The sequence below is a fragment of the Variovorax sp. 01N425 genome, assembly GCF_056399465.1.
Map to the genome: position 1 here is coordinate 220,606 of NZ_JBFTRJ010000006.1, position 24,862 is coordinate 245,467.

General features: G+C 68.8%; 29 protein-coding genes. 15 read left to right on the plus strand and 14 right to left on the minus strand.

Going from position 1 to position 24,862, the window contains the following annotated elements:
• Window positions 1-9: 9 nt before the first annotated feature.
• Genes cbiE through AC1DSC_RS12930 form a run of 8 tightly spaced genes read left to right on the plus strand, consistent with a single transcriptional unit; the run spans window position 10 to window position 5,595 of the window.
• The gene (gene cbiE, locus AC1DSC_RS12895; RefSeq protein ID WP_196230432.1) at window positions 10-1,296 is read left to right on the plus strand and encodes a precorrin-6y C5,15-methyltransferase (decarboxylating) subunit CbiE; all 1,287 of its coding nucleotides are present in this window, start codon (window positions 10-12) and stop codon (window positions 1,294-1,296) included.
• Window positions 1,293-2,090, plus strand: a complete 798-nt coding sequence (cobI, locus tag AC1DSC_RS12900) for a precorrin-2 C(20)-methyltransferase (protein WP_012746168.1) — start codon at window positions 1,293-1,295, stop codon at window positions 2,088-2,090. The genes cbiE and cobI overlap by 4 nt, the downstream gene beginning before the upstream one ends.
• On the plus strand, window positions 2,080-2,817 hold the full coding sequence (locus tag AC1DSC_RS12905) for a cobalamin biosynthesis central domain-containing protein (RefSeq protein WP_012746167.1): 738 nt from the start codon (window positions 2,080-2,082) through the stop codon (window positions 2,815-2,817). The genes cobI and AC1DSC_RS12905 overlap by 11 nt, the downstream gene beginning before the upstream one ends.
• Window positions 2,814-3,218: a cobalamin biosynthesis protein gene (locus AC1DSC_RS12910; RefSeq protein WP_012746166.1), complete on the plus strand. Its 405-nt coding sequence runs from the start codon at window positions 2,814-2,816 to the stop codon at window positions 3,216-3,218. Before AC1DSC_RS12905 ends, AC1DSC_RS12910 begins: the two co-directional genes overlap by 4 nt.
• A gap of 37 nt (window positions 3,219-3,255) precedes the next feature.
• Window positions 3,256-3,456, plus strand: coding sequence for a CbtB domain-containing protein (locus AC1DSC_RS12915; protein WP_012746165.1), 201 nt, complete (start codon window positions 3,256-3,258; stop codon window positions 3,454-3,456).
• Window positions 3,457-3,470: 14 nt separating this feature from the next.
• A complete protein-coding gene (locus AC1DSC_RS12920) occupies window positions 3,471-4,262 on the plus strand; it encodes a CbtA family protein (protein WP_012746164.1) in 792 nt (263 codons plus the stop codon).
• Window positions 4,259-5,242 carry a precorrin-3B C(17)-methyltransferase gene (gene cobJ, locus AC1DSC_RS12925; protein ID WP_012746163.1) on the plus strand — a complete coding sequence of 328 codons (984 nt, stop codon included), beginning with the start codon at window positions 4,259-4,261 and terminating at the stop codon, window positions 5,240-5,242. The genes AC1DSC_RS12920 and cobJ overlap by 4 nt, the downstream gene beginning before the upstream one ends.
• Window positions 5,239-5,595 (plus strand): (2Fe-2S) ferredoxin domain-containing protein, encoded by a 357-nt coding sequence (locus tag AC1DSC_RS12930; RefSeq protein WP_012746162.1) that lies wholly within the window; start codon window positions 5,239-5,241, stop codon window positions 5,593-5,595. The genes cobJ and AC1DSC_RS12930 overlap by 4 nt, the downstream gene beginning before the upstream one ends.
• A gap of 21 nt (window positions 5,596-5,616) precedes the next feature.
• Here AC1DSC_RS12930 and AC1DSC_RS12935 read toward each other — a convergent pair whose 3' ends face one another.
• The 4 genes from AC1DSC_RS12935 to AC1DSC_RS12950 all read right to left on the minus strand — a co-directional run bounded on the left by AC1DSC_RS12935 (window position 5,617) and on the right by AC1DSC_RS12950 (window position 9,495).
• On the minus strand, window positions 5,617-6,855 hold the full coding sequence (locus AC1DSC_RS12935) for a dihydrolipoamide acetyltransferase family protein (RefSeq protein ID WP_012746161.1): 1,239 nt from the start codon (window positions 6,853-6,855) through the stop codon (window positions 5,617-5,619).
• Window positions 6,856-7,869 (minus strand): alpha-ketoacid dehydrogenase subunit beta, encoded by a 1,014-nt coding sequence (locus AC1DSC_RS12940; RefSeq protein ID WP_012746160.1) that lies wholly within the window; start codon window positions 7,867-7,869, stop codon window positions 6,856-6,858.
• Window positions 7,870-7,873: 4 nt separating this feature from the next.
• Window positions 7,874-9,115 carry a 3-methyl-2-oxobutanoate dehydrogenase (2-methylpropanoyl-transferring) subunit alpha gene (locus tag AC1DSC_RS12945; RefSeq protein WP_012746159.1) on the minus strand — a complete coding sequence of 414 codons (1,242 nt, stop codon included), beginning with the start codon at window positions 9,113-9,115 and terminating at the stop codon, window positions 7,874-7,876.
• Between the two features lie 101 nt (window positions 9,116-9,216).
• Window positions 9,217-9,495: a GIY-YIG nuclease family protein gene (locus AC1DSC_RS12950; RefSeq protein WP_012746158.1), complete on the minus strand. Its 279-nt coding sequence runs from the start codon at window positions 9,493-9,495 to the stop codon at window positions 9,217-9,219.
• A gap of 156 nt (window positions 9,496-9,651) precedes the next feature.
• On the opposite strand from AC1DSC_RS12950, the gene AC1DSC_RS12955 reads away from it, so the two are divergent.
• Window positions 9,652-9,963, plus strand: a complete 312-nt coding sequence (locus AC1DSC_RS12955; protein ID WP_012746157.1) for a hypothetical protein — start codon at window positions 9,652-9,654, stop codon at window positions 9,961-9,963.
• Between the two features lie 56 nt (window positions 9,964-10,019).
• Window positions 10,020-10,310, plus strand: coding sequence for a DUF1330 domain-containing protein (locus AC1DSC_RS12960; protein ID WP_012746156.1), 291 nt, complete (start codon window positions 10,020-10,022; stop codon window positions 10,308-10,310).
• A gap of 47 nt (window positions 10,311-10,357) precedes the next feature.
• Here the strand turns inward: AC1DSC_RS12960 and AC1DSC_RS12965 are convergent, their stop codons facing one another.
• The 6 genes from AC1DSC_RS12965 to glmS all read right to left on the minus strand — a co-directional run bounded on the left by AC1DSC_RS12965 (window position 10,358) and on the right by glmS (window position 16,420).
• Window positions 10,358-10,678 carry a DUF2845 domain-containing protein gene (locus AC1DSC_RS12965; protein WP_012746155.1) on the minus strand — a complete coding sequence of 107 codons (321 nt, stop codon included), beginning with the start codon at window positions 10,676-10,678 and terminating at the stop codon, window positions 10,358-10,360.
• Window positions 10,679-10,736: 58 nt separating this feature from the next.
• Entirely contained in the window at window positions 10,737-11,222 is a 486-nt protein-coding gene (locus tag AC1DSC_RS12970) for a GFA family protein (protein ID WP_012746154.1), read from the minus strand.
• 60 nt (window positions 11,223-11,282) lie between these two features.
• Window positions 11,283-11,639, minus strand: a complete 357-nt coding sequence (locus AC1DSC_RS12975; RefSeq protein WP_062363113.1) for a DUF2200 domain-containing protein — start codon at window positions 11,637-11,639, stop codon at window positions 11,283-11,285.
• 8 nt (window positions 11,640-11,647) lie between these two features.
• The gene (locus tag AC1DSC_RS12980) at window positions 11,648-12,772 is read right to left on the minus strand and encodes a 3-deoxy-7-phosphoheptulonate synthase (protein WP_012746152.1); all 1,125 of its coding nucleotides are present in this window, start codon (window positions 12,770-12,772) and stop codon (window positions 11,648-11,650) included.
• A 56-nt stretch (window positions 12,773-12,828) separates the two neighbouring features.
• Entirely contained in the window at window positions 12,829-14,424 is a 1,596-nt protein-coding gene (locus tag AC1DSC_RS12985; RefSeq protein ID WP_062363116.1) for a Fic family protein, read from the minus strand.
• Between the two features lie 115 nt (window positions 14,425-14,539).
• A complete protein-coding gene (gene glmS / locus AC1DSC_RS12990; RefSeq protein WP_018903607.1) occupies window positions 14,540-16,420 on the minus strand; it encodes a glutamine--fructose-6-phosphate transaminase (isomerizing) in 1,881 nt (626 codons plus the stop codon).
• Window positions 16,421-16,559: 139 nt separating this feature from the next.
• Between glmS and AC1DSC_RS12995 the strand changes: the two genes are divergently transcribed.
• The gene (locus AC1DSC_RS12995) at window positions 16,560-17,045 is read left to right on the plus strand and encodes an Lrp/AsnC family transcriptional regulator (protein WP_012746149.1); all 486 of its coding nucleotides are present in this window, start codon (window positions 16,560-16,562) and stop codon (window positions 17,043-17,045) included.
• Window positions 17,046-17,069: 24 nt separating this feature from the next.
• Here AC1DSC_RS12995 and glmU read toward each other — a convergent pair whose 3' ends face one another.
• On the minus strand, window positions 17,070-18,500 hold the full coding sequence (gene glmU, locus AC1DSC_RS13000; protein WP_369664227.1) for a bifunctional UDP-N-acetylglucosamine diphosphorylase/glucosamine-1-phosphate N-acetyltransferase GlmU: 1,431 nt from the start codon (window positions 18,498-18,500) through the stop codon (window positions 17,070-17,072).
• A 31-nt stretch (window positions 18,501-18,531) separates the two neighbouring features.
• Here glmU and AC1DSC_RS13005 point away from each other — a divergent pair, with 31 nt between their 5' ends.
• Window positions 18,532-19,386: a DUF6279 family lipoprotein gene (locus tag AC1DSC_RS13005; RefSeq protein WP_230537737.1), complete on the plus strand. Its 855-nt coding sequence runs from the start codon at window positions 18,532-18,534 to the stop codon at window positions 19,384-19,386.
• 19 nt (window positions 19,387-19,405) lie between these two features.
• Here the strand turns inward: AC1DSC_RS13005 and AC1DSC_RS13010 are convergent, their stop codons facing one another.
• Window positions 19,406-20,098 (minus strand): Crp/Fnr family transcriptional regulator, encoded by a 693-nt coding sequence (locus AC1DSC_RS13010; protein ID WP_012746146.1) that lies wholly within the window; start codon window positions 20,096-20,098, stop codon window positions 19,406-19,408.
• A 168-nt stretch (window positions 20,099-20,266) separates the two neighbouring features.
• Between AC1DSC_RS13010 and AC1DSC_RS13015 the strand changes: the two genes are divergently transcribed.
• Entirely contained in the window at window positions 20,267-20,671 is a 405-nt protein-coding gene (locus AC1DSC_RS13015; RefSeq protein ID WP_012746145.1) for a BLUF domain-containing protein, read from the plus strand.
• A 56-nt stretch (window positions 20,672-20,727) separates the two neighbouring features.
• On the opposite strand, the gene AC1DSC_RS13020 is transcribed toward AC1DSC_RS13015, so the two are convergent.
• Window positions 20,728-21,048 (minus strand): DUF2917 domain-containing protein, encoded by a 321-nt coding sequence (locus AC1DSC_RS13020; protein ID WP_012746144.1) that lies wholly within the window; start codon window positions 21,046-21,048, stop codon window positions 20,728-20,730.
• 165 nt (window positions 21,049-21,213) lie between these two features.
• Between AC1DSC_RS13020 and AC1DSC_RS13025 the strand changes: the two genes are divergently transcribed.
• The gene (locus AC1DSC_RS13025; RefSeq protein ID WP_012746143.1) at window positions 21,214-22,197 is read left to right on the plus strand and encodes a LysR substrate-binding domain-containing protein; all 984 of its coding nucleotides are present in this window, start codon (window positions 21,214-21,216) and stop codon (window positions 22,195-22,197) included.
• A 6-nt stretch (window positions 22,198-22,203) separates the two neighbouring features.
• Here AC1DSC_RS13025 and AC1DSC_RS13030 read toward each other — a convergent pair whose 3' ends face one another.
• A complete protein-coding gene (locus AC1DSC_RS13030) occupies window positions 22,204-22,821 on the minus strand; it encodes a 5-formyltetrahydrofolate cyclo-ligase (protein WP_012746142.1) in 618 nt (205 codons plus the stop codon).
• A gap of 36 nt (window positions 22,822-22,857) precedes the next feature.
• On the opposite strand from AC1DSC_RS13030, the gene AC1DSC_RS13035 reads away from it, so the two are divergent.
• Window positions 22,858-24,861, plus strand: a complete 2,004-nt coding sequence (locus AC1DSC_RS13035; protein WP_167313221.1) for a lytic transglycosylase domain-containing protein — start codon at window positions 22,858-22,860, stop codon at window positions 24,859-24,861.
• Window position 24,862: the final 1 nt, after the last annotated feature.

Consider the following 24,862-nt stretch of genomic DNA (forward strand, 5'->3'; position numbering starts at 1 on the left):
AACAACAACATGACCAACAAATGCCGCATCCTCGGCGTGCTGGACGACGGCGATGCGAGCCTCGGGCGCGGCGCGATGGCCCACCTGCAAAAGGCGCAACTGGTGATCGGCGCCGCGCGCACGCTGGCGCTGTTCGCGCCGCACATCGCGCCCGGCGCGGTGCAGCGCGATCTCACGGGCGCGCTGTCGCAGGTGCCCGAATGGATCCGCGCCGCGCAGGCCGAAGAGCGCCGCGTGGTCGTGCTGGCCACCGGCGATCCGCTGTGCCATGGCATTGCGGCCTTCCTGGCCGCGCGCCTGTGCATCGAGGCGATCGAGGTCATTCCGAACGTATCGACGCTGCAGCTGGCCTGCGCGCGGCTCGGCCTGCCGTGGCAGGAGATGAAGTTTGCCTCCGTGCATGCGAAGGATGCGGGCGACTGGCTCCCCGGCTCGCCGCCCGCGCACGGCCTCTATGCGCTGCTGCGCGACATCCGCCAGCACGACCGGCTGGCCGTGCTCACCAGCCCCGACAACACGCCCGACCGCATCGCGCGCATGCTGGTGGCCGAAGGCCTGGCCGACGATTTCGAGATGGCCGTGGCCGAGCGCCTGTGCCAGCCCGAGGAGCGCGTGGTCAGCGGCATGCGCATCACGGCCGCGGCGCAGATGCGCTTTGCCGATCCGAACGTGGTGCTGCTCTGGCGCACGCGGCTGCGCGCGCCGCAGGTGCTGTTCGGCTTGCCGGATGCGAGCTTCGAGCAGCGCCATCCCGAGAAGGGCCTGATCACCAAGAACGAGGTGCGCGCCGTCTCGCTCGCGCGCATGCAGCTGCGCGCCGACAGCGTGGTGTGGGACATCGGCGCGGGCTCCGGCTCGGTCGGGCTGGAGGCCGCGCGGCTGTGCTGGCGCGGCCATGTCTACGCGATCGAGAAGAACGCGGACGACAGCGCCATCGTCGCGCGCAACCGCCAGGCCATGGGCATCAGCAACCACAGCCTGGTGCACGGCAAGGCGCCCGAGGGCCTGGCGGCCTGGGCCGATCCGGATGCGGTCTTCATCGGCGGCTCCGGCGGCGAGCTGGCAGAGCTCATCGCGCTGGTGCTGCGGCGCCTGCGGCCGGGCGGCTGGCTGGTGATGAACTTCGTGACCATCGAGAACCTCGCGGCTGCGGTCGAGGCGCTCAAGGCGCAGGGCGCGGCCTGGGACGTGCTGCAGCTGCAGGCCTCGCGCAGCAAGCCGATCCTGCACATGCACCGGCTCGCGGCCGAGAACCCGGTGTGGCTGGTCTGTGCGCAAGCAGGCGGTGTGGCATGACGGCACCCGGCATGCTCCACGGCGTATCGCTCGGCCCGGGCGATCCGGACCTGATCACGCGCCGCGCCTGGTCCCTGCTGACGCGCGCCGATGCGGTCTGGACCTACCCGGTGCGCAGCCTGCGCAAGGAAAGCTACGCGCTCGACATCGCGCTGCGCGCCGGCCTGTCGGCGCCCGCGCAGCACCAGGCGCTGCTGTTCCCGATGACCCACGACGCCGAGAAGCTCGCGCGCCACTGGCTGAAGGCCGCGGAGACCGTGCAGGCGCTGCTGGCCACCGGGCAGGACGTGCTGTTCCTGGTCGAGGGCGATGCCTCCACCTACGCGAGCTTCTGCTACCTGGCGCGCGTGCTGCGCGAGCTCGACCCGGCCGCGCGCATCGACGTGGTGCCCGGCGTCACCTCGTTCAACGCGGCCTGCGCGCGCCTGCAGCTGCCGCTCTCGGAGCAGGACGACACCGTGGCCATCGTGCCGGCGGCCTACGGCATTGCGGCGGTCGAGAAGATGCTGGACGACTTCGACACGCTGGTGCTCATGAAGGTCAAGCCGCTGCTCGACGACCTGATCGACCTGCTGGCGCGGCGCGGCCTGCTCGCGCACAGCCGCTTCATCGAAAAGGCCGGCTCGCCGGTCGAACGCATCGTGCACGACGTGGCCAGCCTGAAGGGCAGCAAGGTCAACTACTTGTCGCTGCTGCTGGTGAAGAACCCCGGCCGCGAACGCGGCGAACTGGTGCGCGGCTGCCGCAAGAAGACCAGCACCGAAATCGAAGAGGACAACCCGAATGACGAATGAAGCCGCACCCCGTGTGGTGCTTGTGGCCATCACCAAACATGGCGCGCAGCAGGCCGCCGGCCTGGCCCGCCAGCTGCCGGAGGCCAGCGTGTGCGTGGCGGACAAGTTCGCGCCGCTCATGGCCGGCTTGCCCAACCCGGTGCGCGCCTACGCGGGCGCCTTCCGCGACGAGATCGCAGCGCTGTTCGCGGACTTCGACCAGGTCGTGTTCTTCGTCTCGCTCGGTGCCGTGGTGCGGCTGATCGCGCCGCACCTCAAGAGCAAGGACGAGGACCCGGGCGTGCTGGTGGTGGACGACGCCGCGCAGTTCGTGATTCCGGTGCTCTCGGGCCACGTGGGTGGCGCCAACGCGATGGCCGAGCAGGTCGCTTCGCTGCTGGGCGCCACGCCGGTGCTGACCACCGCGTCGGACGTGGGCAAGACGATTCCGGTCGACATCCTCGGCCGCGAGCTCGGCTGGAAGGTGGAGGCACCCAAGATCAACATCACGCGCGTCTCGGCCCATGTGGTGAACGGCGAGCCGATTGCGGTGGTGCAGGAAGCGGGCAGCGCCGGCTGGTGGACCCGCCCCACGCCCCTGCCCGCCAACATCCACCGCTTCGCGCGCTTCGACGAGGTCGACCTCGCGCGCTTCAAGGCCGTGCTGTGGATCACGCAGGCCGAAGTCAGCGCCGAACGCTGGAGCGCGCTGGCCGAGCGGCTCGTCGTCTATCGGCCGCCGCTATGAGCACCGTGCGCTACGCCATCGGCTTGGGCTGCGACCGCGGCACGCCGCAGGCCACGCTGCAGCAGGCGATCGACGAAGCGCTGGCCGGCATCGGCACGCAGCTCGCGCAGGTGGCGGCGGCAGCCAGCATCGACCTGAAGGCCGACGAACCGGGCCTGCTGGCACTGGCCGCGGCCCACGGCTGGGCGTTGCGCTTCTACTCTGCCGCGCAGCTGGCAGAAGTGCCCGTGCCGCATCCGTCGGAAACGGTGCGCCGCCACACCGGCACGCCTTCGGTCAGCGAGGCGGCCGCGCTGCTGGCCGGCGGCGGCCTGCCGATGGCGGCGCTGGTCGTCCCCAAGCACAAGCACCGCGGCGCCGACGGGCGCCACGCGACGGTCTCGATCGCGCGCATGTCCTGATGAACTCCAACCCTCACTCTCTCGAATGGAACCCGCAATGAACGCCTCCTCCACGCACACCACTTCCCACACCGGCGGCTTCGCCCATGCCGGCACGGCGCGCAGCCTGCTGCTGCAATTGGCCGGCGCCGCAGCGCTGGGCCTGTTCGTCCTGTACGGCGTCGCCTTTGCCGAAAGCCCGCTCGCCCACAACGCCGCGCACGACGTGCGCCACGTCACGGTCAAGCCCTGCCACTGAGCGCGGAGCGTCCCATGATCTTCCAACGACTGATCTGGTCCGCGCTGGCGGCGGCCGTGCTGGTGGGCAGCGTGCAGACCGGCGTGCAGCAGTGGCAGGCCACGCCGATCATCCAGGCGGCCGAAAGCTACGAATCGCAGAAGGCCGCGCCTGCAGGCCACGGCCATGACGCGGCGCATGCCCACGGCGCTGCCGCGGATGAAGTTCAATGGCAGCCCGAGGACGGCGCCGAGCGCAGCTTCTGGAGCTGGGTCGCCAACATGCTGCATGCCTTCAGCATGGCGCTGCTGGTGCTTGCGGCAATGGGCGTCTGCCTCTGGCGCGGCACGCGCATGCGCTCGCTGCCGCTGGCGCTGCTGGTGTCTGCCGCCGGCTGGCTGAGCTTTCACTTCTGGCCGTCGCTCGGGCTGCCGGCCGAGATCCCCGGCATGGATGCGGCCCGGCTGGGTTCGCGCCAGGGCTGGTGGGTGCTGGCCGCAGCCGGCGCGGCGCTGGCCTGCATCTCGCTCGCGGGCCTGCGCAGTGCCTTGCGCTGGCCCGCGGCTGCGGCCTGGCTCGCGCTGCCTTTCGTGGTGGGTGCGCCGCAGGCCGCAGGCGATCCTTTCGCGGGCTTCGGGCCCGAGGCACAGGCCGCGCTGCGGACGCTCGATGCGCGCTTCATCTGGGTGACCACCTGGATCTCGCTGAGCTTCTGGGCCTCGACGGGCGTGGCCTGCGGCCTGGCCTTCGAGCGCTGGCTGCGGCCGGTGCTGGCCGCTGCGTTCGGCAATTCGCGCACCGCGCCGGCACTGGAGGTGAATCCATGAGCGGCAAGATTTCATTGGTCGGCATCGGGCCCGGCCACCACGACCACATGACGGGCCGCGCGCTGGCCGCGATCGCCGAAGCCGACGTGGTGGTCGGCTACAGCACCTACATCAAGCTGGTGGCCGACCTGCTCGAGGGCAAGGAAGTGATCCGCAAGGGCATGACCGAGGAGCTCGACCGCGCGGTCAATGCGCTCGAATGTGCCCGCGAGGGCAAGAAGGTGGCGCTGATCTCCAGCGGCGATGCCGGCGTCTACGGCATGGCCGGCCCGACCTACGAGGTGCTGTTCCAGGCCGGCTGGACGCCGGACTCCGACATCGCCGTCGAGGTGGTGCCCGGCGCGTCGGCCATCAACGCCTGCGCGGCGCTGGTGGGCGCGCCGCTCACGCACGACTTCTGCTCGATCTCGCTGAGCGACCTGCTCACGCCCTGGCCCGTGATCGCGCGGCGGCTCGACGCGGTGGCGGCGGCCGACTTCGTGGTGGCTCTCTACAACCCGAAGAGCGGGCGGCGCACCCAGCAGATCGTGCAGGCGCAGCAGCTCTTCCTGCGGCACCGGCGGCCGGACACGCCGGTGGCGGTGGTCAAGTCGGCCTACCGCCGGCGCGAGCGCATCGAGTTCACCACGCTTGCCCACATGAGCGAGTGCGACATCGGCATGCTGACGACGGTGCTCATCGGCAACAGCCACACCTTCGTGCAGCACGGCCTCATGGTCACGCCGCGCGGCTATGCCAACAAGTACGACCTGGACGATGGCGGCAACACGCGCAGCGGCGAGAAGCCAGGCCGCTCGCTGTCGACCGGCCTGCTGGGCTGGATGGCCAACCTGCGCGCCGACCATGCCGAAGGCGCGAGCGCCGCCGCGCTGGCGGCGCAGCACCGCCTGCCCGTCGATTACATCGAGGCCGTGCTGGCCGCACCGGCCGAGGAAGAAGAAAGCCCCGCGGCCGCGCCGCTCGAGGAGACGCAGGAATGAGCGAGGTGGTCAAGCCCAAGATCGGCGGCTACAAGCGCCACCTGCTGGTCTGCACGGGACCGCGCTGCAGCCCCGACGGCGCCTCGCAGGACCTGTTCGACAGCCTGGGCGACAAGTTCAAGGCCGCGGGCCTGAACGAGGGTGCACTGCGCGTCAAGCGCAGCCGCGTCGGCTGCTTCGCGGCCTGCAAGGGCGGGCCGGTGATGTGCGTGCAGCCCGACGGCACCTGGTACTACAACGTCACGCCGGAGAACATGGACCGCATCCTGTCGCAGCACCTGGTGGGCGGCGTGGTGGTGGAAGACCTGGTGTTCCACCAGGGACCGGGCCTCGCGCCAGACACGGCCGCCTGAGGCGCTGCAGTCGCACGCCGGCTATTCGACAAAGAGCAGCGCCGGGCATTCGAGCGAGGCGCGCACGGCCTGCACGAACTCGGCCGCCAGCTGGCCGTCGACCACGCGGTGGTCGAAGGAGGATGACAGGTTCATCATGCGGCGCGCGACCACGGCGCCATCCTTCATCACCGGGCGCTGCACGATGCGGTTGACGCCGACGATCGCCGCCTCGGGCGCATTGATGATCGGCGTGGACGCGATGCCGCCCAGCGCGCCGAGGCTGGTGACGGTAATGGTCGAGCCGCTCAGCTCGTCGCGCGTGGCGCGGCCCGCGCGCGCGGCCTCGGCCAGGCGCGCGATCTCGGTTGCGCTGGACCAGGGGTCGCGCGCTTCGGCGTGGCGCAGTACCGGCACCATGAGGCCCACGGCGGTCTGGGTCGCGATGCCGGCATGCACTGCGCCGTGGCGCGTGAGCACGCCGGTCTCGTCGTCGAAGCGGGCATTGACCTGCGGAAAGCGCGGCACCGCCAGCACGATGGCGCGCACCAGCAGCGGCAGCAGCGTCAGGTGCGCCCGCTCGCTGCCCCAGCGTTCGTTGAGCCGCGCGCGCAGCAGCTCCAACTCGGTCACGTCGACTTCCTCGACGTAGGTGAAGTGCGGGATGCGGCGCATCGCATCCTGCATGCGCTGCGCGATGCGGCGGCGCACGCCGGTCACGGGCACGGCCTCCTCGTCGTGGCGCTCCGCGTAACGCGGCGGGCCCGGCGCCTGCGCGCCCTGCCTGCGGAGCAGCCAGGCGTCGAGGTCCTCGTGCAGGATGCGGCCGTCCGCGGCGCTGCCCGGCACCTGCTGCAGATCGATGCCGAGCACCGCGGCGCGATGGCGCACCGCGGGTGCGGCGAGCGGCTTGCCGGCCGATGAGGATATGCGCACGGCCGGAGCGGATGTCGCCGCAGCTGCTACCGCCGGTGCAGGTGCCGGCACGGGCGCGGACGCGCGTGCGTGCGCGGCCGGCACCTGCACCGCCTCACCCTGCGCCTCCACGTCGATCCGTATCAGCTCCGCGCCCACCGCGAGCTGCTGCCCCACTTCGCCGCCGAGCGCGAGCACCCGGCCCGCGACCGGCGAGGGAATCTCGACGGTGGCCTTGTCGGTCATCACGTCGGCCAGCACCTGGTCTTCCGCCACCGTGTCGCCGGGCTGCACGCGCCACGCCACCAGCTCCACCTCGGCAATGCCTTCGCCAAGGTCCGGCACCTTGATTGCATGCGTGGCCATTCAGTTCTCCATGACGCGGCGCATCGCCGCGCCGACGCGCGCCGGCCCCGGAAAGTAGGCCCACTCCTGCGCATGCGGATAGGGCGTGTCCCAGCCGGCCACGCGCTCGATCGGCGCCTCCAGGTGGTGGAAGCAATGCTCCTGCACCAGTGCCACCAGCTCGGCGCCGAAGCCGTTGGTGCGCGTGGCCTCGTGCACGATCACGCAGCGGCCGGTCTTCTTCACCGAGGCGACCAGCGTCTCCAGGTCCAGCGGCCACAGGCTGCGCAGGTCGATGATCTCGGCATCGATGCCGGTCTCGCGTGCGGCCGCTTCCGAGACGAACACCATGGTGCCGTAGCTGATCACCGTCAGGTCGGCGCCGGGGCGGAACACGGTGGCCGACTCCAGCGGCACCGTGTAGTAGCCCTCGGGCACCTCGCCGAGCGGATGCGCCGACCACGACACCAGCGGCCGCTCGTGGTGGCCGTCGAAGGGGCCGTTGTACAGCCGCTTGGGCTCCAGGAAGATGACGGGGTCGTCGTTCTCGATCGAGGCGATCAGGAGGCCCTTGGCATCGCGCGGATTGGAAGGCATCACCGTGCGCAGCCCGCAGACGTGCGTGAACAGCGCCTCGGGACTCTGGCTGTGCGTCTGGCCGCCGTAGATGCCGCCGCCGCAGGGCATGCGGATGGTGATCGGCGCGGTGAAGTCGCCGGCCGAGCGGTAGCGCAGGCGCGCCGCCTCGGACACGATCTGGTCGTAGGCCGGATAGACGTAGTCGGCAAACTGCACTTCCACCACCGGGCGCAGGCCGTAGGCGCCCATGCCGATGGCCGAGCCGACGATGCCGCCCTCGTTGATCGGCGCATCGAACACGCGCGAGCGGCCGTACTTGGCCTGCAGGCCTTCGGTGCAGCGGAACACGCCGCCGAAGTAGCCCACGTCCTGGCCATAGATGATCACGTTGTCGTCGCGCTCGAGCATCACGTCCATGGCGGAGCGCAGGGCCTGGATCATGGTCATCGAGGCCATGGCGTCAGCCCTCGGACGCGAGCTGCTCGCGCTGCCGCTTCAGGTGCTCGGGCATTTCCTTGTAGACGTCCTCGAACATGGTCGCGGCGCCGGCGACGTGGCCGTCGGCCATGGAGCCGAAGCGCTCGGCCTCCTTCAGCGCGGTGTTCACCTGCGCCTCCAGGTCGGCCTGCGTCTGCTCGTGCTCCTGCTGCGACCAGGCGCCGATGGACCTCAGGTGCTGCGCCAGGCGCGGGATCGGATCGCCCAGCGGAAAATGCGCCCAGTCGTCGGCCGGACGGTAGCGCGAGGGATCGTCCGAGGTCGAGTGCGCGCCGGCGCGATAGGTCACCCATTCGATCAGCGTCGGCCCGAGGTTGCTGCGGGCGCGCTCGGCGGCCCAGCGCGAGGCCGCCAGCACCGCGAGAAAGTCGTTGCCGTCGACGCGCAGCGATGCGATGCCGCAGCCCACGCCCCGCGCCGCGAAGGTGGTGGCCTCGCCGCCGGCAATCGCCTGGAAGGTCGAGATCGCCCACTGGTTGTTGACCACGTTGAGGATCACCGGCGCGCGGTACACGTGCGCGAAGGTCAGCGCCGTGTGGAAGTCCGACTCGGCGGTGGCGCCGTCGCCGATCCATCCCGAGGCAATGCGCGTGTCGCCCTTGATCGCCGAGGCCATGCCCCAGCCCACCGCCTGGATGAACTGCGTGGCCAGGTTGCCCGAGATCGAGAAGAAGCCGGCCCGCTTCATCGAATAGCACACCGGCAGCTGCCGTCCCTTGAGCGGATCGCGCTCGTTGGACATCAGCTCGCAGATCAGCTCGAGCAGCGTCACGTCGTCGCGCGCCAGCAGCAGGCCCTGCTGGCGGTAGGTGGGAAAGCACATGTCGCCCTGCTGCAGCACCAGCGCGTGGCCGGTGGCAATGGCCTCTTCGCCAAGGCACTGGATGTAGAACGATATTTTTTTCTGCCGCTGCGCGATCAGCATGCGGGCGTCGAAGGCGCGTGTCTTCATCATCGCGCGCAGGCCGCGGCGCAGCAGCTCGGGGTCGGCCTCGGGCGCCCACGGGCCGACTGCGCGGCCCTCGTCGTCGAGCACGCGCACCAGTGTGTAGGCCAGGTCGCTGGTGTCGGCCGGCGACGCGTCGACCGGGGGTTTTCGCACCTCGCCGGCGCGCGACAGGTGGAGATAGGAAAAGTCCGTCTCATGCCCCGGCCGCCCGGTGGGCTCCGGCACATGCAGACGAAGAGATACGCCCTGGCTCATCGCGTTGTCTCCGCGCTCGATGGAATCGCTCGCCAGCAAAGCCTAGCGAATTTCAGGCGGGAGCGCAGCCGGTCAAGCGCGTATTTTTTCTTGCGGGCGCGTCAGTCCTCGGCGTCGAAGAAAGCGAGCTTGCGCGCACGGGGCAATGCCTTGACCCTGATCTCCGCCCGCAGCGCGGCGCCCTTGTCGGGATAGGCGCGCGCTGCAAGCACGCGCAGCGGAGGACGCGCGCGCGTGAACTTGGCGCCGAGTCCGAACACATGCTGGAAGAAGCGCTGCTCCACGTCGAGCGCGATCCCTGCGTAGTACACGCCGCCTTCGCACTCCAGGAGATAGAGCCAGTAGGGCACGGGATCGGGGTCGGGCAGGGATCGGGGCATGGCGCGGATTGTGCAGCCGCAGCCGCCCTTCGCTGGAGTCGGCTTTGGCAAAGCGGCGAGGGGAACGCGCATTTGCGGGCGTACAGTGGGTGGCCGAGCCCACGCCCACGGCGGTTGCCGGAACGCTGTCGGGCTCTCCACGAATGGAGGTTGAACATGGCCCAGCATGCAATTACCGCTGTTCACTTCAGCGACGGAAAGATCGATCTCGTCGCGATTCACCCGGTGGTGGAGCAGGAGTTCGGCTCGACCGAATTCGCGCTTGGCGCGGCACGGCGCATCGGCATCGGCGAATGCGTGGAGCTCCTCGCCGCCGGCGAGGAAGTGTGCCTTGCACGGCGCACCGAAAGCCATGCCTGGGAGGTGGTTTGCGATGTCCAGCTCCTGCCGGGCGGCGCCGGCATCACCGGCGTCGACGTCGTGGGCCACCCCAACGATGCGCTGCACGAACTTCCTGCGTGGGACTGAGGGCGCAGCGGGCGAGCTATATTGCGCGCTCAGCAACAGACAGAGAAGAAATCACCATGGCAAAAGCCTACTGGGTCAGCGCGTACCGTGCCGTCAACGACGCCGACAAACTCGCGGCCTACGCAAAACTGGCCGGCCCGGCCATCACCGCCGGCGGCGGCCGCTTTCTTGCGCGCGGCCTGCCCGCCGAGGTCTACGAGTTCGGCCTGTCCCAACGCACCGTGCTGATCGAGTTCGACAGCGTCGAGCAGGCCAGGGCCGTGCACGACAGCCCCGACTACCAGGCCGCGCTTGACGCGCTGGGCGACGGCGCGGAACGGGACCTGCGGATCATCGAAGGGGTCTGAGACATCCAGGGGATCGGGCTCTCAGGGCATGTCCGGTGCCCTGGCTTTCACCGGCTGCGCTCGCCGTCGCGCACGGATTCGATTGCGCCGTTGTAGATGCGCACGACGCCAAGGAATGCACCGCGACCGCGGTCGTATGTCCATTCCTCCATGGGAACGCACTGGTTCGCAAGAATCGCCTGGGGACTGCCCGCGCGGTAGGGCGTCACGATCCAGCCGAGCTGCAGCATCGGCACGCAGACGCTCTGGCGATAGATCGGCTCGCCGCATTTCTGAAGCAGCGACACGGGCGAATCGCCCTTGCCCACGAGCGAACCGTTGCAGCCCATCGACTGGGAAGCTTCGGCGGACGGAACAAGGATGGCCATGAACGCCGCCGCGAGCCAAAGGCTCCAGTGGTGGGGGTGAGAACTTTTTGAGAGAAGCTCAGGCATTGTCCGTGCGCGCCATGCGCGGTGCATCGAAGCGCGCAGGCGCCTGCGGCAAGCCGGCCAGGTCCGCGCGGGCAAACTGGAAGCAGTCGATCCCGGCAGGAAGCACGACGCCCGTCTGCGCCGAGCTGGTCCAGATGTGCGAGCTGATCGACACGGAATTCGGGTCATCGAACGCCCCGCGAGAGATCCCGCGGTACTCGGGCCAGCGCTCGAACGTGAGCGTGAGCGTGGTGCCGCATCGGGGGCAGAAGTGGACATGCACCTGCCTCGAACTGCTTTCCGATTTGTGCGAGTACCTTGCCATCGGCTCGCCCGAGAACTGGACCGCGTCCACCGGATACATCGACTCCGCGTATGAGGTCGAACCCGTCACCCGCTGGCAGAACCTGCAGTGGCATTGCAAGGTGCGCATGGGCTCGCCCAGGGCGACGAAGCGCACGGCCCCGCACAGGCACCCTCCATCACGTCGAGTCGTCACGCCGATCGCCTCCTGTGCCAATGCCGCGGATAAGGTGCCATGGGATGCAATGCCTGGCAGTCAGTCCTGCTGCCGGAGGATCTTCTCCATCTTCCTGCCCTTCGCGAGCTCGTCGACCAGCTTGTCCAGGTAGCGGATCTTCTGCATCAGCGGATCGTCGACTTCCTCGACGCGGACGCCGCAGACCACGCCCTTGATCAATGCGCTGTTCGGATTCATGGCCGGAGCCTCCGCAAAGAAGGCCTCGAAATCCTTCCCCTGTTCGATCTGCCGCGCGAGGCCCGCCTGGTCATAGCCGGTCAGCCAGCGAATGATCTGATCCACTTCTTCCTTCGTCCGGTTCTTGCGTTCGGCCTTCTGGACGTACATCGGATAGACCTTCGCAAACGCCATCGCGAAAATTCGATGCTGAGGCATGGCCGCTCTCAAGCCTTCGGCAGGCGCCGCCTTGCCTTGACCGCCGACGCCAGGCCCTCGAGCACCGGCACCGTCTGGGCAAAGCCGATGCAGGCATCGGTGATCGAGACGCCGTGCTTCAGCGCCGCGCCGGGCTTCAGGTCCTGCCGGCCTTCCTCGAGATGGCTCTCGATCATGAGGCCCGTGATGCGCCGCTCGCCGGCCGCGATCTGCGCCGCCACGTCTTCGGCGACTACGATCTGCCGCTGGTGCTGCTTGCTGCTGTTGCCGTGCGACACGTCGATCATCACCTGCGGCCGCAGGCCGTTCGCCAGCAGCGCCTCGCAGCTCGAAGCCACATCCGCGGCCGAATAGTTGGGCGCCTTGCCGCCGCGCAGGATCACATGGCAGTCGTCGTTGCCGCGCGTCTCGAAGATCGCCGCCATGCCCATCTTGGTCATGCCCATGAAGGCATGCGGCGCACGCGCTGCGAGGATCGCGTCGGCCGCAACCTTCACGCTGCCGTCGGTGCCGTTCTTGAAGCCCACCGGGCAGCTCAGGCCCGACGCCAGCTGCCGATGGCTCTGGCTCTCGGTGGTGCGGGCGCCGATGGCACCCCAGGCGATCAGGTCGGCAATGAACTGCGGGCTCAGCAGGTCGAGGAACTCGGTGCCGGTCGGCAGGCCCAGCGTGGTCAGCTCGAGCAGCAGGCGCCGCGCGCGCTCCAGCCCTTCGTTGATCGCGAAGCTGCCGTCCAGGTGCGGGTCGTTGATGTAGCCCTTCCAGCCCACGGTGGTGCGCGGCTTCTCGAAATAGGCGCGCATCACGATCAGGAGGTCGTCCTGCAGCGAGTCGGCGACGGTCTTCAGGCGCTGCGCGTATTCGATGGCCTGGTCGTGGTCATGGATGGAGCATGGCCCAACCACCACGACCAGCCGGTCGTCGCGGCCGTGCAGCACGTCGGCGATGGCCGCGCGGCTGCCTTCGACCAGCGCCAGCGTGTTGTCGCGCACGGGCACGCGCTCCTGCAGCAAGGCAGGGGTGATGAGCGGACGGACCGCGCCGATGCGCACGTCGTCGATGCGGGTGGTGTCGAGCGTGCTGTCGCGGGAGCCGATCTCGGCATCGTGGAGGGGGTCGTCGAGGCGGGGCATGGTGGTGGCTGTGGTTTCGAACGGAGCTTGGCGGATTGTCCTCTTCCACAAGTACCTTAACCGCGCGGGTCGCTTCGCGGCGAACGGGCCTGCGCCCCGCTGGCCGCACCCAGGCTCTGTGCAATGAATGCCGCAAAGGGCTTGATGTCGCCCTGGCCGCTTGCTGAGTTCAGCGCGGCCATATAGCGATCGCGATCTTCGAGGCGCAACACCGTCCAGGGGAACCCGCCCGAGGCCAGCATGGCGTTCATGAGGAAGCGCCCGAGCCGCCCATTGCCGTCCATGTATGGATGAATGAAGACGAACATGAAATGGCCCAGCACCGCGCGCACGGCGGCCGAGGGCTCGTCGCGCAACAGCTCGAACAGGACCGGCATCATCTCGCGCACCGCTTCGCGCGGGGGCGGCACGTGCTGCGCGTTGCGGATGTAGACCTGATGGCCCCGGTAGCCCGCGAGATCCGATGCCGCGAGGAGGCCTGCGGTCACGCTGGGCGAGAACATCGCCCGGAACCAGGCACCGTGGTCGCCCTTGAGAACGTTCCCGGCGTTCGCGCCCGCGAAGATACTCTGGATGGACGCCTTGACCTCGTTGTGCGCAAGCCAATAGCCGTGCGCCGCCATCGCATCCCGGGATTGGTGGTCCTGCTCGTGGATGTCCTCGTTCCAGTCTCCGTTCGCGACGCGGCGAATCAGTTCCGGCGTGACTCTGTAGCCTTCGATGGACAGCGAGTGATAGGCATCGGTGACATAGGCGTCTTCGACCGCGCGCATGTATGCGGCAACGTCGTCAGGCCGGCCCGGCTCCTTCAGCGGGAAGGCGCTCGCCGCATCGTCGCGCATCGAGGCCCACATGAGCCGCAATCTGGAAACATAGGGGGACTCGATGCGGTCGCCCGGAACAATTCGCAGAGGGGTTTCGAATGGATTGGCCTCGGTGACCTGATTGCCCAAGGCCCGCATGAAACCGACGATGTCATCCGCGATCGCGTCCCGGCCCACCGCGCGGAACGCACCGGCGAGGCGGCCGGCAACCGTGCCGTGGTTGCCTTCCGCAAGCACGCGGCTCAGCTCGGACGCGTCGCTGATGGACAGCAGCGCGACTTGCGCGTCCTCGGCGGAGGCCCTGAAGAAGTTCTCCGGCACTTTCAGGAGCGCCTGGGCCAGTGTCATCGTACGGAGATTGCCGACGCTGTCGCGCCGGTCGGCCGCTGGAAAATCCCTCGCCTGGTAGTCCATGAGCGAGAACCCGTTCGGCAAGTCGAGCACGCCGTTCTTGCCCAGTGGCGCATGCACGACGACCTGCTTGGGCAGCAAGGTCGTCCCGGCGTGCAGTTTCAGCGAATATTCCGCCGACACGCACCAGTCGGAGCCGAATCGGGCGTTGCAGTAGGCGGCAATGAAGTCCTTCATCCCCGCGATCCACGGCGTCGTGTCACCAGCCTTGGCGGAAGGGCTGGCGGACATGTACCAACCCTGGATCACCGGCTGGAGAAACCCCGCGCCCACCAACGCTTCGCGATCCGCGCGAGAGAACTCGCCCGTATTGAAGACACTCCGGCCTTGCTCCTGCAAGGTCCGCAGTGCTTCCAGGGCGGTGGCGAGCCGCCGCTGCGCCGGGGTGGCTGTACGAACGGCGACGGGAGTTGCCATGTGCAGGGTCTCGCTTTGCTGGCGGCAGCTGGTAGTCGATTGCCAGGTTCTTTTGCCAGTTGATTGCTAGATTTTATTGCAAATTCATTGCTAGACTATCTTGCAAAGCCCACACTCACTCCACCGTCACGCTCTTTGCCAGGTTGCGCGGCTTGTCGACATCGGTGCCGCGCGCGCAGGCCGTGTGGTAGGCCAGCAACTGCAGCGGCACCACGTGCAGCAGCGGCGAGAGCGCGCCGTAGTGCTCGGGCATGCGGATCACGTGCAGGCCTTCGCTGCCCTTGATCCTGGTGTCGCCGTCGGCCAGCACGTAGAGCACGCCGCCGCGCGCGCGCACTTCCTGCAGGTTGCTCTTGAGCTTTTCGAGCAGGGTGTCGTTGGGCGCCACGGCCACCACGGGCATCTCGCTGGTCACCAGCGCGAGCGGGCCGTGCTTGAGTTCGCCGGCGGCGTACGCCTCGGCGTGGATGTAGGTCACTTCCTTGAGCTTGAGCGCGCCTTCGAGCGCGATCGGATAGTGCAGGCCGCGGCCGAGGAACAGCGCGTTGTCCTTGCGCGCGAAGTCTTCGGCCCAGCCGATGATCTGCGGCTCGAGCGCGAGCACCGATTGCAGCGCGACGGGCAGGTGCCGCATCTCCTTCAGGTAGCGCGCCTCGTCGGCTTCGCTCAGGCGCCCCTTGGTCTGCGCGATGGCGAGCGTCAGCAGGAACAGGCCGGCCAGCTGCGTGGTGAAGGCCTTGGTCGAGGCCACGCCAATTTCCACCCCGGCGCGCGTGATGTAGGCCAGCTTGCATTCGCGCACCATGGCGCTGGTGGCCACGTTGCAGATGGTCAGCGTCTGTTCCATGCCAAGCGAGCGCGCATGCTTCAAGGCGGCCAGCGTGTCGGCCGTTTCGCCCGATTGGCTGATGGTGACCACCAGCGTCTTCGGATCGGGCACCGAATCGCGGTAGCGGTATTCGCTCGCGATCTCGACCTGCGTCGAGATCTTCGCGATGCTCTCGAGCCAGTACTTGGCGGTGCAGCCGCTGTAGTAGCTGGTGCCGCAGGCCAGGATGAGGATCTTGTCGATGTCCTTGAACACGCGGTGCGCGCTGGCACCGGTGGCGCCGTCCTGCCCGACGCCGTCGAACAGCTCGGGCACGATGCCGGCCACGCCCTCGAGCGTGTCGCCGATGGCGCGCGGCTGCTCGAAGATCTCCTTCTGCATGTAGTGGCGGTACGGGCCGAGCTCGGCCGCGCCGCTGTGCGCCTGCACGGTGCGCACCTGGCGCTGCACGGGCTTGTGGTGGCGGTCGACGATCCAGTACTTGCCGGGCTGCAGGTCGACCACGTCGCCTTCCTCGAGATAGACGATCTGGTCGGTCACGCCGGCCAGCGCCATGGCGTCGCTCGCGAGGAAGTTCTCGCCGCCCTCCTTGCCCGCGCCCAGGATCAGCGGCGAGCCGGCGCGCGCACCCACCACGCGCTGCGGCTCGTCGCGGCACATCACGGCAATGGCATAGGCGCCGTGCAGCTGCAGCACCGCGGCCTTCACGGCCTCGAACAGGTCGCCGTCGTAGAGGCTGTCGACGAGGTGGGCGATGACCTCGGTGTCGGTCTGGCTCTCGAACACGTAGCCCTTGGCCTCGAGCGCCGCGCGCAGGGTTTCGTGGTTTTCGATGATGCCGTTGTGCACCAGCGCGATGCGGCCTGGCCGCGCGCCCTGCGCGTCGGCGCCCGGGCCGTGGCTGAAGTGCGGATGGGCGTTGTGCACGGCAGGCGCGCCGTGCGTGGCCCAGCGCGTGTGGGCGATGCCGGTCAGGCCTTCGACATGGTCTTCGCGCACCTGCGTGACGAGGTCCGCCACGCGCGAGGTGGTGCGCGCCCGCGTGAGGCCGCCCGCATGGACCGCCACGCCGCAGGAGTCGTAGCCGCGGTATTCGAGCCTTTGCAGGCCCTGGACCAGGACCGGAACGATGTTGCGATGGGACGCTGCGCCGACGATGCCGCACATGGTGAGCTGCCTTTAATCTGGAGAAGAGGCTCGATGGTAGGAAGCGGATGAAAAAATATGCGGTCGAAATTCGATGGATTTCGAACTTTTCTTTCATCGACTCAGGTAGTTGGATTTTTATTCCATAATCCCATTGAATATGGAACCATTTTCCCCCGATGCAATAGACCTCCGCCTGCTCGACGCGCTCCAGCGCGATGCCTCGCAGACCAACCAGCGGCTGGCCGCCGAGGTCGGCATCTCGCCGCCCACCTGCCTGCGCCGCGTGCAACGCCTGCGGCAGGAGCGGCTGATCGAGCGCCAGGTCGCACTGCTCTCGCCCGACCGGCTTGCGGCGGTGCTGGGCCACGGCCTGCAGGCGGTGGTCGAGATTTCGCTGGACCGGCAGGACGCCGCGGCCCTCGATGCCTTCGAGGCCCGCGTGATCGCCGACGACGCCGTGCAGCAATGCTGGCGCGTCTCGCCGGGGCCGGACTTCGTGCTGGTGGTGGCGGCGCGCGACATGCCGGACTACAGCGCCCTGGCGCAGCGCCTGTTCACGGCCGACGGCAATGTGCGCAACGTCAAGGCCTTCTTCAGCCTGAAGCGCGCGAAGTTCGATCCCAGGGTGCCGCTCACGCCCTGAGGCGCCACGGCAGGCGCCCTTCGATCAGGCCTTCGGCTGCTTCTGCGGCCGCTTCCAGTTCGCAAAACTGACCTGCTTGCCGCGCGCCACCGTGAGCGCGCCGGGCTCGGTCGACTTGTTCACCGTCGAGCCGCCGCCGATGGTGCCGCCCGCGCCAATGGTGACCGGCGCCACCAGCACGCAGTTGCTGCCCACGTGCACGTCGTCCTCGATGACGGTGCGGTGCTTGTTGGCGCCGTCGTAGTTGGCCGTGATGCTGCCCGCGCCGTAATTGACGCGTCGGCCCACGCTGGCATCGCCCAGGTAGGCCAGGTGATTGGCCTTGGCGCCCTCGGCCAGGGTCGAGTTCTTGACCTCGACGAAGTTGCCGATGTGCACCTCGGCGCCCAGCTGCGCGCCCGGCCGCAGCCGCGCGAAGGGGCCGACCAGCGCCCTTTCGCCCACGGTCACGCCGGCCTTCTCGCCGTCGATGTGGGTGAAGGGATGGATCACCGCACCGGCCTCGATGCGCGCATTGGCAATCACGCAATTGGCGCCGACGCGCACGCCCTCGCCCAGGAACACCGAACCTTCGAACACGCAGTTGACGTCGATCTCGACGTCGGCCTCGCAGGCCAGCGCGCCGCGCAGGTCGAAGCGCGCGGGATCGGCCAGCCGCACGCCTTGCGCCATCAGCGCTTCGGCCTGCCGCAGCTGCCAGGCGCGCTCCAGCGCCGCCAGCTGCGCGGGGCTGTTGATGCCGGCGACCTGGAGCGCATCGTCGATGACATGCGCGACCACGGGCACGCCGTCGGCCGCGGCCAGCTTGACGATGTCGGTGAGGTAGTACTCGCCCTGGGCGTTGCGGTTGTCCAGCCGCGAGAGCCAGCCCTTGAGCAGCGCGGCGGGCACGGCCATCACACCGCTGTAGATCTCGCGGATGCCGCGCTGCGCCTCGGTCGCGTCCTTCTGCTCGACGATGGCCTTGACCTCGCCGCCCGCCTGCCCTTCGGCACGCACGATGCGCCCGTAGCCGGTGGGATCGTAGAACTCGATGGTCAGCAGCGCGAGCCGCCGGCCGCCGCTGGCGGCGATCAGCGCGCGCAGCGTGTCCTCGCCGATCAGCGGCACGTCGCCCGACAGCACCAGCACCGTGCCGTCGTCGGGCAGGAGCGGCGCCGCCTGCTGCACCGCGTGGCCGGTGCCCAGCTGCGGCTCCTGCCGCGCAAACTGCAAGGCGGCGCCGATGGCGTTGCCGGCCATGGCGGCCTCGACCTCGGCCGCGCCGTGGCCGGTCACCACCACCACGTGGCGCGCGCCGATGCGCGCGGCGGTATCGGTCACGTGCCAGAGCAGCGCGCGTCCGGCCAAACGGTGCAACACTTTGGGCAGCCTGCTTTTCATGCGCGTGCCCTTGCCGGCCGCCATGATGACGACGTCGACCGGTCCCTGGTTGTCTTGCGGAATCTGATTCATGCTTCTTTCTACCCGAATGCGTTGCGCCAAGTTGGCGCGGATTATCGGCGCGCTGCTGGCGGCGGCCGCGCTCGCGGGCTGCAGCACGGTCAGGCTGGCCTACAACAACCTGCCCGAGGTGAGCTACTGGTGGCTCGACACCTACCTCGATTTCGACGGCGCGCAGACGCCCAAGGTGCGCGACGAGCTCGCACAGCTGCTGACCTGGCACCGCCAGAACGAGCTGCCGCGCATTGCCAGCCTGCTGCAGGAAGCCCAGGCCCTGGCGCCGCACGACGTGACCGCGGCCCAGGCCTGCCGCATGGCGGACCAGATCCGCGAGCGCCTGCTGGCGGTCGCCGAGCGCGCCGAGCCGGCGGGCACCGAGCTGGCATTGAGCCTGACCGCGGCGCAGCTGCAGCAGCTCGAGCGCAAGTACGCGAAGAACAATGCCGACTATCGCAAGGAATGGCTCGAACGCAGCGCCGCCGATGTGCAGGAGAAGCGCTACGACCGCTTCCTCGACCGGCTGGAGGATTTCTATGGCCGGCTGAGCCCGGAGCAGCGCGAGCTGCTGCGGCGGCAGGTGGCGCAATCGGTGTTCGATCCGCGGCTGGCCGATGCCGAGCGCCGCCAGCGCCAGCAGGAGGCGCTGCAGCTCTTGCGCGGCTTCAATGCCGCCAAACCCTCCGCGGCCGAGGCGCGCGCGGCCATCCATGCCTACGTGATGCGCATCGCCGAGCCGCCGCCCGGCCCCTGGCACGATCACCAGCAGGCCCTGCTGCAGGAAGGCTGCCGCAACCTGGCCGCGCTGCACAACACCGCCAGCGCCGCCCAGCGGGAGCAGGCGGTGCGCCGGCTGCAGGCCTACCACGACGACCTGCGGCAGCTGGTGGCCGCGCGCTAGCACGGTCGCCGGGCAGCTGCTAGATCAGCGGCGTCGGCCGCATCGGGCGCTCGAAGTAGTCTCCCAGCGCCTCGAGCGCGCGAGGCTCCAGGATGCGCAGCCAGCCGGCGTCGAGCTTGTAGAGCCCCAGGCTCTGCAGCCGGCGCAGCGTCTTGTTGGTATGCACCAGCGACAGCCCCAGTGCATCGGCCAGGTGCTGCTGGCTGAACGGAAACTCGACCCAGCCGTCGCGCACCATGCCCACGCGCTGGGCCCGGCGGTACAGGTGCATCAGCAGCATGGCCACGCGCTCGGCCGCGTTGCGGCGGCCCGTGGTGACCAGGTTGTCGTCGACCAGCTTTTCCTCGCGCGCGGCCAGCCAGGTGATGTCGTAACCGAGCTTCGGCTGGGCATGGAACAGCTCCCAGAGCCGGCCGCGCGGAAACACGCAGAGCGTGGCCTCGCTCGCGGCCTCCACGCCGTGCGTGTGGCCGTCGGCAAACTCGTCCTGCAGGCCGATGAAGTCGCCGGGCAGCAGAAAGCTCAGTATCTGGCGCCGGCCGTCGCTCAGCGTCTTGTAGCGAAAGGCCCATCCGGCATAGAGCGTGAACAGCTCGGCGCTCGGCCGGTGCTCGTCGATGATGGTGGCGCCGGCGGCGACGCGGCGGGAGCCGGCCCTGAAGGATGCGATGGCTTCGAGCTGTTGCGGCGCCACCGGCAGGAAGGCTTCCATCTTTCGCAGCGCGCAGCGCTCGCAGGGGTGGGGGCCCGCAGGGGGCGAGGCGGGGGATGCATGGTCCTCGAATTTCACGCGCCACTATAGGCTTCGGACCTGTGTCTTTTGACATTTCGCGGGGCCCGGGAGATTCATACACTTCGCACGCCTTCCGCTTCCGAACGCATGACAGAAAAGCAAGCTCTCCACGAAGTCTTCTATTGCAGCATGCTCACGCCGGACCTGCCGCCGGCCACCGTGGGCTCGATCGTGACCCTGGCCCGCGCACGCAATGCCCAGTACGGCATCACCGGCCTGCTCGTCTTCGACGGCATGCGCTTCTGCCAGCACCTCGAAGGCCCGCATGGGGCGGTGGAGACGCTGATGCGCCGCATCGAACAGGACCGCCGGCACACCGACATCAAGATTTTCCGCCGCGGCCCGCTTGCGTCACGCCGCTACAGCGGCTTTGGCATGGGCCTGGCCGAAAGCGAAGGGCCCGACCTCATGGCCGGCATCCGTGCGCTGGACGGCGAAGCCGCGTTGGCGCACTTCCTGGCCCTGCGCCCCAGCTTCGACATCAACGGCTGAAAAAAGAAAAAGGCGGCCGAAGCCGCCCTTTGCGTCCATGGGAGGTCGAGCAGCGCTCAGGCTTGGTCCCACGAGTAAGTGGCACCGTAGCCGTCCCATGCTTCCATGACGATGCGCTGGCCCGCGGCCACGTTCAGCGATTCGCCCGGGGCCAGCACCAGGTCTTCGCTGGCGCTGGCGGACGTGGCGTCCGGCGTGACCCAGACCCGGCCCTGCTTGACCCGCAGCACGCTGGCCGACCGCGCCTTCAGGCTCATCGCCTCGCCGGGCGCGATCTGCCAGGCGCCGCGGCGCACGGCCGGCGGAACGGCCGAAGCGGTGCGGGTGGAAGACGGCAGGGAAGCAAGCGATTGGGTGGTGCAGACGGCGGTGGACATGATGAAACTCCTTGGGCGTTGCCGAATTGCGATGACAAGACAGAGGCAATAGCGCAGTTCGGGAATGAATGATCGTTTCCATGGCGTTGGCAGTCCAATGAAAACGAGGTAGCCTACTGATTCCGAATCCGCATCAATGCTCCGATGCCGCCCACACCCCCATCCATGCAGCATTCGCAAACCCATCTGCGCTCCCGCCCCATTTCCGCGGGGCACCTGCGCGCCTTCGAGGCGGTGGCGCGCCATCTCAACTTCCGCGCCGCCGCCGAAGAAATGGCGCTCACCCAGTCCGCCGTGAGCCGCCAGATCCAGTCGCTCGAGGAAGAAGTGGGCGTGGCGCTGTTCCTGCGCCACACGCGGGCGGTGGAGCTCACGAGCGCGGGGGCGCAGCTGCTGCTTGCGGTGCAGCAGTCGCTGCCGCGCATCGACACGGCCGTGCGCCAGATCCGCCAGAGCGCGGGGCGCAAGAGCGTGTCGCTCACCACCTTTGCGTCTTTCGCATCGATGTGGCTGATCCCGCGGCTCGAGGCCTTCCAGCGCGACAACCCCGAGATCGACATCCGCATCGACGCCAGCGACGTGGCGGTCGACCTGGAGGTGGCGGACGTCGACATCGCGCTGCGCTACGGCACGCGCGAGGTCATGCCGCCCAACGCCGTGCGCCTGTTCGGCGAAACGCTCACGCCCGTGGCGAGCCCCTGGCTGCTCAAGAGCAGCCCGCCCATCAAGACGCCCGCCGACATCACCGGCTTCACGCTGATCGAGGCCGGCGACGCGCACCGCACGCACCTCGAATGGCTGACCTGGCGGCGCTGGTTCGAGGTCAACGGCCTGGAACGCGCGCAGCCCAGGCGCTGGCTCTATTTCAACTACGCCTACCAGATGGTGCAGGCCGCGCTCACCGGCCAGGGCGTGACGCTGGCGCGCAGCTCGCTCATCGCCGAAAGCCTGGCCAACGGCGACCTGGTGGAGGTGCTGCCGCAGCACCGCATGGATTCGCCGATGGGCTACTGGCTCATTGCCGGGCCGCGCAATGCGCTGCGGCCCGAGATCAAGGCCTTCTGGGACTGGCTGCAGGTGCAGGCCATCACCACGCGCGAGACCATCGGCGAGGTGCCCGATCCGGACACCGTCGACAACATCGACTGAGCCCCTTCAGCTGGTTGGCCAGACCACGCCGTTGTCGTTGAGGATCGCGTCCAGCGGCAAATCGTGCGCCTCGGGCTCGAAGTCTTCGAGGAAACCGTTGGTGAAGCCCAGCCCCACCGTGAACGGGCGCGGCTCCAGCGCCGCCAGCGTGCGGTCGTAGAAGCCGCCGCCGTAGCCCAGCCGGTAGCCGCCGGCGCTGTAGCCCACGCAGGGCACGAACAGCAGCGTGGGCACGATCAGCTCGGTGTCCTTGGGCTTGGGAATGCCGTAGGCGTCTTCTTCCATCTGGCAGCCCGGGTACCAGGCATGGAAGGTCAGCGTCTTGTGGACCTTGTTCATCACCGGCAAGCCGATGCGGCGGCGCTGCGGCTCGTCGATCAGCTCGCCGTCTTCCTTCCAGCGGTGCAGCGCGGGCAGCGGATCGAACTCGCCCTTGATCGGCCAGTAGGCGCCGATCACGGTGTCGGGCCGGCCCACCAGCCAGATCCGCATCACGCGCTGCAGCAGGTCGGCCTTGGCGAGCCGGTCGGGCATCGCCAGGCGCTGCTCGATCAGTGCTTTTCTCACCTGATCCTTGAGAAAACTCGTGGTCGCCGAGGTGTCGGCATCCTTTGACTTGTCCATAATCCCCCGATGCAGTTCCCAAGCATTTTGGCACCCATGCGGCATCGCCCGCGCAATACAGCGTCCGCGCTGGTTTTTTCCGCCGTCCTGGCTGCCGCCGCACTGCTTTCGCAGCAGCCCGCCGCCGCCCAGGCCAACAGCAACGACGACGTCCTGGTCCAGATGAAGCAGGCCTTCCAGCGCGGCGACAAGGGCCGGCTCGCGGCCCTGCTGCCGCAGGCGCGCGGCCATGCGCTCGAACCCTGGGCCGCCTACTGGGAACTCAAGGCCCGCCTGCAGGAAGCCGCGCCGAACGAAGTGCAGGACTTCTTCGCCCGCTACCCCGGCACCTACCAGGAAGACCGGCTGCGCAACGACTGGCTGCTGCTGCTGGGCCAGCGCCGCGACTGGGACGGCTTTTCCGCCGCGCTGGCGGGCTTTCGCATGGGCGACGATCCGCAGGTGCGCTGCTACGCGATCCTGGTCGAGGCCCTGCAATCGGGCAGCGCCACGCAGGCCCAGGCCAACGAGGTGCGCCGCAACTGGTTCGCGCAGAAAGAGGCGGACGACGGCTGCCTCACCGCGGCCGACCGCCTGGTCGCGGCCCGCCTGCTGTCGCCCAACGATGCCTGGACGAAGGCGCGCCTGGCCATGGAGACCAACCGCCCGCAGGCCGCGCGCGGCGCCGTGACCATTGCCGCGCCCGATGCGCTGCCGCTGTTCGAGGAGCTCAACGCCAGCGCGGCCAAGTTCCTGGCCGGCCGCGCCTTCGTGGCCGCCAAGTCGCGCAAGGAGCTGGTGGTGCTGGCGCTCATCAAGATCGCCATGGCCGACCCGGAGCAGGCCGCCACCCAGCTCGACAGCAAATGGGGCCCGATGCTTTCGGCCGAGGAGCGCAACTGGCTCTGGGGCACCATCGGCCGCCAGGCCGCGAGCAAGCTCTCGCCGCTGGCCGGCAGCTACTTTGCCAACGTCACGAAGAACGGCGACCTGACCGACGACATGCTCGGCTGGCGCGTGCGCGCCGCGCTGCGCAACGGCCAATGGAAAGAGGTGGCGCCCGCCATCAACGCCATGAGCGAAACGGCGCAGCTGGAGCCGACCTGGGTCTACTGGAAGGCGCGCGCACTCAGCGCGGCGGGCGGCGACGACCGCCGCGCGCAGGCACGCGAGCTCTACCAGAGCATTGCGGGCACGCGCGGCTTCTACGAGATGCTGGCGCTGGAGGAACTCGGCCAGCGCACCGTGGTGCCCACGCGCCCGGCGCCGCTCACGCCCGAAGAAAAGAACGCCGCGCGCAGCAACATCGCGCTCAACCGCGCGCTCTACGCCATTGCGATCGGCCTGCGCTCCGAGGGCACGCGCGAATGGAACTACGCCACCAACCTGCACGACAAGGGCGGCATGGACGACCGCGCGCTGCTGGCCGCGGCCGACTTCGCCTGCCAGCGCGAGGTCTGGGACCGCTGCATCAACACCAGCGAGCGCACCAAGGGCGTGATCGATGTCGAGCAGCGCTTCCCCATGCCCTTCCACGACACGGTGCTGCGCAAGAGCCAGGACATCGGCCTGGACCCGGCCTACGTCTACGGCCTGATCCGCCAGGAAAGCCGCTTCATCATGGACGCGCGCTCGGGCGTCGGCGCCTCGGGCCTGATGCAGGTCATGCCCGCCACCGCGCGCTGGACCGCACGCAAGATCGGCCTGGCCGGCTTCACGCCCGGGCAGATCAACGACCATGAAACCAACATCACCATCGGCACCAACTACCTGAAGCTCGCGCTCGACGACTTCGACGGCTCCATGGCGCTGGCCGCGGCCGCCTACAACGCCGGCCCGGGACGGCCGCGCAGCTGGCGCAACGGCCCGGTGATGGAAGCCGCGATCTGGGCCGAGAACGTGCCCTTCGGCGAAACGCGCGACTACGTGAAGAAGGTGCTGGCCAACACCACCAACTACGCCGCGCTGATCAGCGGGCGGCCGCAGTCGCTGAAGGAGCGCCTGGGCCGCGTGGGCCCGCGCGACGCGGCAGAACCCGAACCCAACAAGGATCTCCCCTGAC

What these genes read in the sequence shown, in the direction of transcription:
- AC1DSC_RS13015 (WP_012746145.1), top strand. Translation starts at nt 20,267, where the DNA reads ATGACAGAAAAGCAAGCTCTCCACGAAGTCTTCTATTGCAGCATGCTC.
- AC1DSC_RS13010 (WP_012746146.1), bottom strand. Translation starts at nt 20,098, where the DNA reads ATGGAAGCCTTCCTGCCGGTGGCGCCGCAACAGCTCGAAGCCATCGCA.
- AC1DSC_RS12905 (WP_012746167.1), top strand. Translation starts at nt 2,080, where the DNA reads ATGACGAATGAAGCCGCACCCCGTGTGGTGCTTGTGGCCATCACCAAA.
- glmS (WP_018903607.1), bottom strand. Translation starts at nt 16,420, where the DNA reads ATGTGCGGCATCGTCGGCGCAGCGTCCCATCGCAACATCGTTCCGGTC.
- AC1DSC_RS12940 (WP_012746160.1), bottom strand. Translation starts at nt 7,869, where the DNA reads ATGGCCTCGATGACCATGATCCAGGCCCTGCGCTCCGCCATGGACGTG.
- AC1DSC_RS12975 (WP_062363113.1), bottom strand. Translation starts at nt 11,639, where the DNA reads ATGCCTCAGCATCGAATTTTCGCGATGGCGTTTGCGAAGGTCTATCCG.
- AC1DSC_RS12985 (WP_062363116.1), bottom strand. Translation starts at nt 14,424, where the DNA reads ATGGCAACTCCCGTCGCCGTTCGTACAGCCACCCCGGCGCAGCGGCGG.
- glmU (WP_369664227.1), bottom strand. Translation starts at nt 18,500, where the DNA reads ATGAATCAGATTCCGCAAGACAACCAGGGACCGGTCGACGTCGTCATC.
- AC1DSC_RS13030 (WP_012746142.1), bottom strand. Translation starts at nt 22,821, where the DNA reads ATGGACAAGTCAAAGGATGCCGACACCTCGGCGACCACGAGTTTTCTC.
- AC1DSC_RS13035 (WP_167313221.1), top strand. Translation starts at nt 22,858, where the DNA reads ATGCGGCATCGCCCGCGCAATACAGCGTCCGCGCTGGTTTTTTCCGCC.
- AC1DSC_RS13020 (WP_012746144.1), bottom strand. Translation starts at nt 21,048, where the DNA reads ATGTCCACCGCCGTCTGCACCACCCAATCGCTTGCTTCCCTGCCGTCT.
- AC1DSC_RS12950 (WP_012746158.1), bottom strand. Translation starts at nt 9,495, where the DNA reads ATGCCCCGATCCCTGCCCGACCCCGATCCCGTGCCCTACTGGCTCTAT.
- AC1DSC_RS12945 (WP_012746159.1), bottom strand. Translation starts at nt 9,115, where the DNA reads ATGAGCCAGGGCGTATCTCTTCGTCTGCATGTGCCGGAGCCCACCGGG.
- AC1DSC_RS12980 (WP_012746152.1), bottom strand. Translation starts at nt 12,772, where the DNA reads ATGCCCCGCCTCGACGACCCCCTCCACGATGCCGAGATCGGCTCCCGC.
- AC1DSC_RS12910 (WP_012746166.1), top strand. Translation starts at nt 2,814, where the DNA reads ATGAGCACCGTGCGCTACGCCATCGGCTTGGGCTGCGACCGCGGCACG.
- AC1DSC_RS12955 (WP_012746157.1), top strand. Translation starts at nt 9,652, where the DNA reads ATGGCCCAGCATGCAATTACCGCTGTTCACTTCAGCGACGGAAAGATC.
- cbiE (WP_196230432.1), top strand. Translation starts at nt 10, where the DNA reads ATGACCAACAAATGCCGCATCCTCGGCGTGCTGGACGACGGCGATGCG.
- AC1DSC_RS12960 (WP_012746156.1), top strand. Translation starts at nt 10,020, where the DNA reads ATGGCAAAAGCCTACTGGGTCAGCGCGTACCGTGCCGTCAACGACGCC.
- AC1DSC_RS12935 (WP_012746161.1), bottom strand. Translation starts at nt 6,855, where the DNA reads ATGGCCACGCATGCAATCAAGGTGCCGGACCTTGGCGAAGGCATTGCC.
- AC1DSC_RS12915 (WP_012746165.1), top strand. Translation starts at nt 3,256, where the DNA reads ATGAACGCCTCCTCCACGCACACCACTTCCCACACCGGCGGCTTCGCC.
- AC1DSC_RS12920 (WP_012746164.1), top strand. Translation starts at nt 3,471, where the DNA reads ATGATCTTCCAACGACTGATCTGGTCCGCGCTGGCGGCGGCCGTGCTG.
- AC1DSC_RS13025 (WP_012746143.1), top strand. Translation starts at nt 21,214, where the DNA reads ATGCAGCATTCGCAAACCCATCTGCGCTCCCGCCCCATTTCCGCGGGG.
- AC1DSC_RS12930 (WP_012746162.1), top strand. Translation starts at nt 5,239, where the DNA reads ATGAGCGAGGTGGTCAAGCCCAAGATCGGCGGCTACAAGCGCCACCTG.
- AC1DSC_RS12965 (WP_012746155.1), bottom strand. Translation starts at nt 10,678, where the DNA reads ATGGCCATCCTTGTTCCGTCCGCCGAAGCTTCCCAGTCGATGGGCTGC.
- AC1DSC_RS12995 (WP_012746149.1), top strand. Translation starts at nt 16,560, where the DNA reads ATGGAACCATTTTCCCCCGATGCAATAGACCTCCGCCTGCTCGACGCG.
- cobI (WP_012746168.1), top strand. Translation starts at nt 1,293, where the DNA reads ATGACGGCACCCGGCATGCTCCACGGCGTATCGCTCGGCCCGGGCGAT.
- cobJ (WP_012746163.1), top strand. Translation starts at nt 4,259, where the DNA reads ATGAGCGGCAAGATTTCATTGGTCGGCATCGGGCCCGGCCACCACGAC.